At 61.7% G+C, this 7,514-nt stretch carries 8 protein-coding genes and 1 pseudogene; all 9 read left to right on the forward strand.

What is annotated here, in order from left to right; genetic code table 11:
* Window positions 1–44 precede the first annotated feature (44 nt).
* Window positions 45–458 (forward strand): CopG family transcriptional regulator, encoded by a 414-nt coding sequence (locus EN990_RS24660; protein WP_063170364.1) that lies wholly within the window; start codon window positions 45–47, stop codon window positions 456–458.
* Window positions 455–1,423: a P-type conjugative transfer ATPase TrbB gene (gene trbB / locus EN990_RS24665; protein WP_024502850.1), complete on the forward strand. Its 969-nt coding sequence runs from the start codon at window positions 455–457 to the stop codon at window positions 1,421–1,423. The genes EN990_RS24660 and trbB overlap by 4 nt, the downstream gene beginning before the upstream one ends.
* A gap of 12 nt (window positions 1,424–1,435) precedes the next feature.
* Entirely contained in the window at window positions 1,436–1,744 is a 309-nt protein-coding gene (locus EN990_RS24670; RefSeq protein WP_024502851.1) for a TrbC/VirB2 family protein, read from the forward strand.
* Window positions 1,744–2,016 carry a VirB3 family type IV secretion system protein gene (locus EN990_RS24675; RefSeq protein ID WP_024502852.1) on the forward strand — a complete coding sequence of 91 codons (273 nt, stop codon included), beginning with the start codon at window positions 1,744–1,746 and terminating at the stop codon, window positions 2,014–2,016. Before EN990_RS24670 ends, EN990_RS24675 begins: the two co-directional genes overlap by 1 nt.
* On the forward strand, window positions 2,010–4,460 hold the full coding sequence (trbE, locus tag EN990_RS24680) for a conjugal transfer protein TrbE (protein WP_063169232.1): 2,451 nt from the start codon (window positions 2,010–2,012) through the stop codon (window positions 4,458–4,460). The genes EN990_RS24675 and trbE overlap by 7 nt, the downstream gene beginning before the upstream one ends.
* Window positions 4,457–5,182, forward strand: a complete 726-nt coding sequence (gene trbJ, locus EN990_RS24685) for a P-type conjugative transfer protein TrbJ (RefSeq protein WP_024502854.1) — start codon at window positions 4,457–4,459, stop codon at window positions 5,180–5,182. Before trbE ends, trbJ begins: the two co-directional genes overlap by 4 nt.
* Before the next feature lie 33 nt (window positions 5,183–5,215).
* Window positions 5,216–6,538: a P-type conjugative transfer protein TrbL gene (trbL, locus tag EN990_RS24690; protein ID WP_063169231.1), complete on the forward strand. Its 1,323-nt coding sequence runs from the start codon at window positions 5,216–5,218 to the stop codon at window positions 6,536–6,538.
* Window positions 6,539–7,270, forward strand: a complete 732-nt coding sequence (trbF, locus tag EN990_RS24695; protein WP_063169230.1) for a conjugal transfer protein TrbF — start codon at window positions 6,539–6,541, stop codon at window positions 7,268–7,270.
* Window position 7,271: 1 nt separating this feature from the next.
* Window positions 7,272–7,514 (forward strand): annotated as a pseudogene (locus tag EN990_RS24700) (P-type conjugative transfer protein TrbG); the annotation flags it as partial.

Consider the following 7,514-nt stretch of genomic DNA (forward strand, 5'->3'; position numbering starts at 1 on the left):
TTCTCCCGTCGCCGGCGCAACGCCGGGCCGTCGGAACGATCCGCATGAAGCCGCACCGCATTCGCCATCAGTTTCTGCTTGAGCCGGAGCTCAGCGAGAAACTGGACAACCTCAGTCGCGATCCGTCAACGACCAAATCAGCGATCGTGGGGAAGGCGATCGAGGCGTTCATCGAGCGGCGTGGCGAGAGCGAGTTCGATCGGCGCTACGGCGTAAGGCTTGACCGGCTCTCCCGCGATCTTGCCCACGTCAGGCGCGATTCCGAGGTGATCCTGGAGAGCCTGGCGCTCTTCATCCGCTTTTCGATCACCCTTCACGCCCACACGCCGGTCCCGGATCGGGCAACGCAGGCTATTGCCCAAGAGCGTTTCGAGAAATTCGTTGAGAAGGTCGGCCGCCAGATCGCTTCCGGCAAAAAGTCGCTTAGCAAAGACAATGGTGGGGGAGGGGAAGGATGAGCTCTCATCCCGAGGCCGACCACCGGCGGCGTGTCATGCTGCGCACCGCCATGGGTCCGGCAATCACCGAAGCCCTGGCCGATCCGTCCGTCATCGAGGTGATGGTCAATCCCGACGGCGCGCTGCGACTCGACCGGTTAGGCGAAGGTCGGGTCGATACCGACGTTCACATGCACCCGTCCGAGGCAGAACGTATCATCCGCCTGGTTGCTTCGCACGTGCGCGCCGAGGCGCACGCCGACAACCCGATCGTCAGTGCCGAATTGCCGTCTGGCGAACGCTTCGAAGGCCTGCTGCCACCTGTGGTGTTGGCGCCATGTTTTGCCATCCGCAAGCCCGCCGCGAAAGTCTACACCCTGGCCGACTATGTTGCCGAACGCATCATGCTGCCGCTGCAGGCCGATGCGCTGAAAAAGGCCGTCCGCGAGCGGCGCAACATGCTGATCGCCGGCGGCACTTCCTCGGGGAAGACAACACTCGCCAACGCTCTGCTGGCTGAAGTCGCCGAATGCGACGATCGGGTGATCCTGATCGAGGACACACGCGAACTGCAGTGCGCGGCCAGGGACTGCGTTGCCCTGAGAACAAGGCGGGGCTCGGTCACCCTTGCCGATCTCGTGCGCTCGACGCTGAGGCTCAGGCCGGACCGCATCATCGTGGGCGAGGTGAGGGGCGCGGAAGCGCTCGACATGCTGAAGGCATGGAACACCGGGCACCCAGGCGGCATCGCTACCGTACACGCCAATTCCGCGCGCTCGGCTCTCTATCGCATTGAGCAACTCGCCCAGGAAGCGGTGGTCACCGTTCCCCGCCGGCTCATCGCTGAGGCGATAGATCTGATCGTCTTCATAGCGGGACGCGGCTCGTCGCGCCACATCGACGCAATCGCCGAGGTCACCGGTCTCGACGGCAGCGGCGATTACGCCGTTGCCCCGCTCACGCTTTCGCAACTCCAGCAGCTTTGAAAGGCCTTCCTCATGCGCAAGAAGCTTCGCTTTCTTTCGTCCACAGCGCTCGCGTTTCTTATCACGGCCCCGGTTTATGCCGCCGGCTCCGGCATGCCGTGGGAGCAGCCGCTGCAGCAGATCCTGGAGTCCGTGCAGGGACCGGTCGCCAAGATCGTTGCGGTGATCATCATTATCACCACCGGCCTGACGCTTGCCTTCGGCGACACCGCCGGTGGTTTTCGGCGCCTGATTCAGATCGTCTTCGGTCTGTCGATCGCCTTCGCGGCATCGAGCTTCTTCCTCTCCTTCTTCTCCTTCGGTGGTGGGGCGCTCGTCTGATGGCCGCCGGGGAGCAGCATATCGAGGGCTTCGCAGTACCGGTCCACCGGGCGCTGACCGAGCCGATCCTGCTCGGCGGGGCTCCGCGCGCGGTGGCGATCCTCAACGGTACAGTGGCCGCGGCCATTGGCTTCGGCTTGCAGCAATGGATTGCTGGTCTGGTGCTTTGGATCGCAGGCCACTCGTTAGCGGTGTTTGCCGCAAGACGCGATCCGGACTTCGCCAGCGTGCTTGTGCGCCACCTACGTCTGAAGGGGTGGCTTGCATGCTGAACCTTTCGGAATATCGAAGCAAAGCCGACCGGCTTGCCGACCATCTACCCTGGGCTGCCTTGGTGGCGCCCGGCATCGTGCTCAACAAGGACGGCAGCTTTCAGCGGACGTTGCGGTTCCGCGGCCCGGATCTCGAAAGTGCGACGGAGGCTGAACTCGTCGGCATTTGCGCCCGGGCGAACAATGCTCTCAGACGCCTTGGCTCTGGCTGGGCATTGTTCTTTGAGGCCGAGCGCACAGAAGCGCTGGGCTATCCGAACTCGCATTTTCCTGACGCCGCGTCGTGGCTGGTCGACGAAGAACGCCGCGCTGCTTTCGAGGGGAAGGTAGCGCACTACGAGAGCCGCTATCATCTGACCTTGGTGTTTATGCCACCGCCGGACGCCCAGGCGCGCGCAGAAAGCACGCTCGTCGACTCTCATTATTCCCGAGGAGAAAGAGACTGGCGCCAGGATCTGGCGAGGTTCCGTGACGAGACCAACCGCGTGCTCGATCTCTTCTCGGGTTTCATGTCCGAAGTACGCGTCCTCGATGATGCTCAGACGTTGACCTACCTCCACGGCACGATTTCGCCTCGTCGCCATCCTATCATGGCCCCGGAAACGCCGATATATCTGGATGCAATCCTGGTCGATGCGCCGCTTACCGGTGGCCTGGAGCCGATGCTGGGTGAGCAGCATCTTCGCACACTGACCATCCTCGGCTTTCCGAACCTCACCCGGCCCGGAATCCTCGATACCCTCAATCATCAGGATTTCGCCTATCGCTGGATGACGCGCTTCATTCCGCTCGAGAAAACGGAAGCCACGAAGACGCTGACGCGATTGCGCCGGCAGTGGTTTGCCAAGCGCAAATCGATCGTGGCAATCCTACGCGAGGTCATTACCAACGAGCCGGTCCCGCTTGTCGATAGCGATGCCGACAACAAGGCGCTCGATGCCGACGAAGCCCTTCAGGCATTGGGCGGTGATCATGTGAGTTTCGGCTATCTCACCACCACCGTGACGGTGTGGGGCGAGGATCGCCAAGCCGCTGCAGAGAAGCTTCGCGCGGTCGAGCGCATCATCAATGGGCTCGGCTTCACCACGATCCGAGAAGGCGTCAATGCGGTCGAGGCTTGGCTCGGCTCATTGCCTGGCCATGTCTACGCTAACGTTCGCCAACCGCTCGTTCATACATTGAACCTTGCCCATCTCATGCCGCTGTCGTCGGTTTGGGCCGGTCCTGCGACAAACGAGCATCTCGCGAAAGTCACCCAAACCGAAGCGCCACCGCTTTTCGTTGCCGAGACCAGTGGGTCGACACCGTTTCGGCTTTCCACCCACGTCGAAGATGTCGGCCACATGCTGGTTGTTGGTCCGACCGGCGCCGGCAAGTCGGTTCTGCTTGCTCTGATTGCTCTGCAGTTCAGGCGCTACGCCGGCGCCCAGGTTTATGTCTTCGACAAAGGCAATTCGGCCCGTGCTGCAACACTTGCCATGGGTGGAGAACACCACGCGCTAGGAGCGGACGGTTCCCTTGCCTTTCAGCCACTGCGCAGCATCAACGACCAGGCTAGCCGAAGCTGGGCGGCCGAATGGATCGCCAGCCTTGTTGCCCACGAGAACGTCACCGTCACGCCGGAGGTGAAGGAGGCTATTTGGTCAGCGCTGGCCAGCCTTGCCACCGCGCCGGCGCAGGAACGCACACTGACCGGTCTTTCGGTCCTGCTTCAATCCAATGCGCTGAAGACCGCATTGATGCCCTACACGCTCGACGGTCCCTTCGGCCGCCTGCTCGATGCCGATCATGATGGGCTGGCCTTGTCGGATGTGCAGTGTTTCGAGACCGAGGAGTTAATGCACAGCCAAAGCGCTTTGCTGCCGGTGCTTACCTATCTGTTCCAGCGACTTGAGGAACGGTTCGACGGACGGCCCACGCTGATCATGCTCGACGAGGCGTGGGTCTATCTCGACAATCCGCTGTTCGCCGCCCGCATCCGCGAATGGCTGAAGGTGCTGCGAAAGAAGAACGTGTCGGTTGTCTTCGCTACGCAGTCGCTGGCTGATATCGCGGGCTCTGGCATAGCGCCGGCAATCATCGAAAGCTGCCCGCAGCGCATTTTCCTTCCCAATGATCGTGCCGTGGAACCCCAGGCGCGCACAGCCTACGAGCGCTTCGGTTTAAGCGAGCGGCAGATCGAATTGATCGCCCGCGCCACGCCGAAGCGTCAGTATTATCTGCAATCGCGCCGCGGCAACCGTCTGTTCGAGCTCGAGCTTGGCCCCATCGCTCTTGCGCTTTGCGGTGCTTCCGATCCGGCCACGCAGACTCTGATCGACAGGATCATGTCCGAAGACGGGCAAGGCAGCTTTGCCTCGCAGTTCCTGATCGCGCGCGGCCTCGATTGGGCCGGCGAACTTCTCAAGCAATTCCCTCAACCAGACAAGGAGCAATTCTCATGATGCGGCGACGCCTTCTCTCCGGCCTGATCACCGTTTCCCTGATCGCCAAGCCTATGGCCGACTATGTGCAGCCCGCCTACGCCCTTATCGTGTTCGATCCGTCCAATTATGCGCAGAACGTGCTGACGGCCGCGCGCGCATTGGAGCAGATCAACAACCAGATCCAGTCGCTGCAGAATCAGGCGACCATGCTGCAGAACATGGCGCGCAATCTTCAGCGTCTGGATTTCTCTTCCGTTGGCCAACTCACCGGTTCGCTCCATCGCATCGACGGCTTGATGGACCAGGCGAGTGGCCTCAGCTTTGATCTGGGCAAGCTTCAAGACCAGTGGCGCAGCCAATATCCGGAAAGCTACGACGCCACGATCAAAGTCAGCGATGTGGCGAGTGCTGCGCGGGAGCGTTGGCAAACCGCCATGCAGGCGTTCCGCCAGACCATGGGTGTCCAGTCGCAAATCGTCGAGAACGTCCGCGCCGACGGCGATCTGCTCGCCGATCTCGTCAACCGCAGCCAAGGGGCGGCCGGTGCGCTTCAGGCAAGCCAGGCCACCAACCAGCTGATGGCGCTTTCGACAAAACAGCAGATGCAGATCCAGACGCTGCTCGCAACGCAGTTTCGAGCTGAGGCCGAGGATGCCGCCCGCAAGGCCCAGTCAGACGAAGCCGCCCGCGAGATGACGAAGCGATTCTTGGGTACCGGCTCGGCTTATCCCGGCAATTAATCACGAGTTCATCACGACGAGAAAGGCAGCGGCATGAACGACCTTGGCGTCATCGATCGCTTCATGGAGACCTTCATCCGCTACATCGACAGCGGGTTCGGTCTGCTATCGGGCGACCTCGCCTTCCTCACTACCATTCTGATCGGCATTGACATCACACTTGCCGGCCTGGCGTGGGCGCTCGGCGACGAAACCAGCGTTCTCGGCCGGCTTGTCCGCAAGGTGCTCTATGTTGGCGTCTTCGCCTTCATTCTGAACAATTTCAAGAACCTCGCCGATATCGTTTATCGTTCTTTTGCCGGTCTCGGGATTAAGGCGTCGGCCGGCAATCTGTCGGCAGACAATCTCTTGCGCCCGGGCCGCATTGCCGCGACCGGTTTCGAAGGTGCTTGGCCAATGCTTGACCAAGCCAGTCAGCTCCTGGGCTTCCCGGAAATCTTCGGCAACGCACTGACCATCTTCGTGCTGCTGATGGCCTGGTTCCTGGTCATCATCGCCTTCTTCATCCTTTCCATCCAGCTTTTCATCACCATCCTTGAGTTCAAGCTCACCACGCTGGCAGGTTTTGTTTTGGTTCCATTCGCACTTTGGAACCGTTCAGCGTTCCTGGCCGAACGCGTGCTCGGCCATGTTATCTCGTCAGGCATCAAGGTGATGGTGCTCGCCGTCATTGTCGGTATCGGCTCCACGCTCTTCGGGGAGTTCGCTTCCGCATTGCAAGGCAAGGAGCCGGATCTTGCCGGTGCCATGTCCCAGGTACTGGGCGCACTGGCATTGCTTGGCCTTGGCATTTTTGGGCCGGGGATCGCGTCGGGTCTTGTCTCAGGCGCACCGCAGCTTGGGGCGGGCGCCGCCCTCGGCACGACCGCGGCGGCAGCGGGTGTATCACTCGTTGCTGGAGGCACAGCATTTGCTGGCGCGCGTATGGCAACCAGCGGCGGTGTCGCCGCCATCCGAGCCGGCACAACAATGGGATCGGCTGCTTCCACGTCATGGCAGATCGGGCGCGCAACCTCGCCCGACGCTGGCCTCTCCGGTGTGGCTGCTGGAATGCATGGTGTAACCAGTGCAGCTGGCGGCGCCGCTATACGCATAGCGCGATCCGCCACTGCAAGTGTTGGGCGCAACGCCGATGCCGGGCGCGATGCCGCGTGGACCGCGACCGGCGGCACGCCGACAGCGCCAATGACCGAACGCTCTGCCGGTTCGGCCACTGTTTCGGCGCCGACGTGGGCAAGGCGCCTACGTTCTGAACAGACCGCCCGTGCAAATCGCCACGCTGCCATGCAAGCTGTCCGAGACGGAGACCGGCCGGGAGGCAGCGCCACCCCCTCTCTCAACGACAAGGATGACTAGATGCTCTTCAAGCGACCCGTGCACCGTTACGGCAAAACACCCGAACCGGTCACGCCGTATCAAAAAGCCGCCCAGCTGTGGGACGAGCGCATCGGCTCATCTCGACTGCAGGCCAGGAACTGGCGGATCATGGCCCTTGGCTGCCTGGCCTTGGCGACCGGGCTTTCCGGCGGACTCGTATGGCAGTCGATGCAAAGCCGTGTCGTGCCTTATGTCGTCGAGGTCGATGGCTTCGGCGAGACGCGCGCCGTCGCGCCGGCGATCCGGAATTATGAGCCCTCGGATGCTCAGATCGCCTGGCATCTCGGCCGCTTCATCCAGAATGTCCGTTCCGTTTCCACCGATCCGGTTTTGGTACGGCAGAACTGGTTGGCAGCGTACGACTTTGCTAGCGATCGCGCAGCGCTCTTCCTCAACGAATACGCCAAGGCGAACGACCCCTTCGGTCAGATCGGAACGCGCAGTGTTTCGGTACAGGTCACCAGCGTGGTCAGAGCCTCCGAAAGTTCATTCCAGGTCAAATGGACCGAGCAGGTGTTTGAGCGCGGAAGCCTTGCCAGCACGATGCGCTGGACTGCGATCCTCACGATCGTGATTCGCTCGCCAAGCAATACGGATCAGCTGCGCAAGAATCCGCTCGGCGTCTTCATCAATGCCATTGACTGGTCACGCGAGCTCGACAGCGCCGTCCCAACCCCCCTTTCTCCGACGGAGTCCACCAATGAAAGGTAAAATGTCACCGATTCGTGCCGTGCTGATCCTATCGGTGTCGGCAGCGGTCGTTTCCGCTTGTGCATCGAAGAAGGTGCCGCCGCCTGAGATTTCCTATGACGCTGCCGACTTCAAACCGGCCGCGATCGAAAAGGCGCCGGAGAGGCCGATTAGAATTGTCGAGGTGCCAAAACCACTGCCGCTGCCTGGCCAAATGCAGCCCGAGCCCGGCAAGGCCGAGGACAAGCGCCCCCCTGAAGAACGC

The sequence above is a fragment of the Mesorhizobium sp. M7A.F.Ca.US.005.03.1.1 genome (assembly GCF_003997975.1).
GTDB lineage: Bacteria > Pseudomonadota > Alphaproteobacteria > Rhizobiales > Rhizobiaceae > Mesorhizobium > Mesorhizobium ciceri.

Excerpts from the sequence above, each read along its gene's own strand:
- EN990_RS24660 (WP_063170364.1), top strand. The coding sequence starts at position 45 with ATGAAGCCGCACCGCATTCGCCATCAGTTTCTGCTTGAGCCGGAGCTC.
- trbB (WP_024502850.1), top strand. The coding sequence starts at position 455 with ATGAGCTCTCATCCCGAGGCCGACCACCGGCGGCGTGTCATGCTGCGC.
- EN990_RS24670 (WP_024502851.1), top strand. The coding sequence starts at position 1,436 with ATGCGCAAGAAGCTTCGCTTTCTTTCGTCCACAGCGCTCGCGTTTCTT.
- EN990_RS24675 (WP_024502852.1), top strand. The coding sequence starts at position 1,744 with ATGGCCGCCGGGGAGCAGCATATCGAGGGCTTCGCAGTACCGGTCCAC.
- trbE (WP_063169232.1), top strand. The coding sequence starts at position 2,010 with ATGCTGAACCTTTCGGAATATCGAAGCAAAGCCGACCGGCTTGCCGAC.
- trbJ (WP_024502854.1), top strand. The coding sequence starts at position 4,457 with ATGATGCGGCGACGCCTTCTCTCCGGCCTGATCACCGTTTCCCTGATC.
- trbL (WP_063169231.1), top strand. The coding sequence starts at position 5,216 with ATGAACGACCTTGGCGTCATCGATCGCTTCATGGAGACCTTCATCCGC.
- trbF (WP_063169230.1), top strand. The coding sequence starts at position 6,539 with ATGCTCTTCAAGCGACCCGTGCACCGTTACGGCAAAACACCCGAACCG.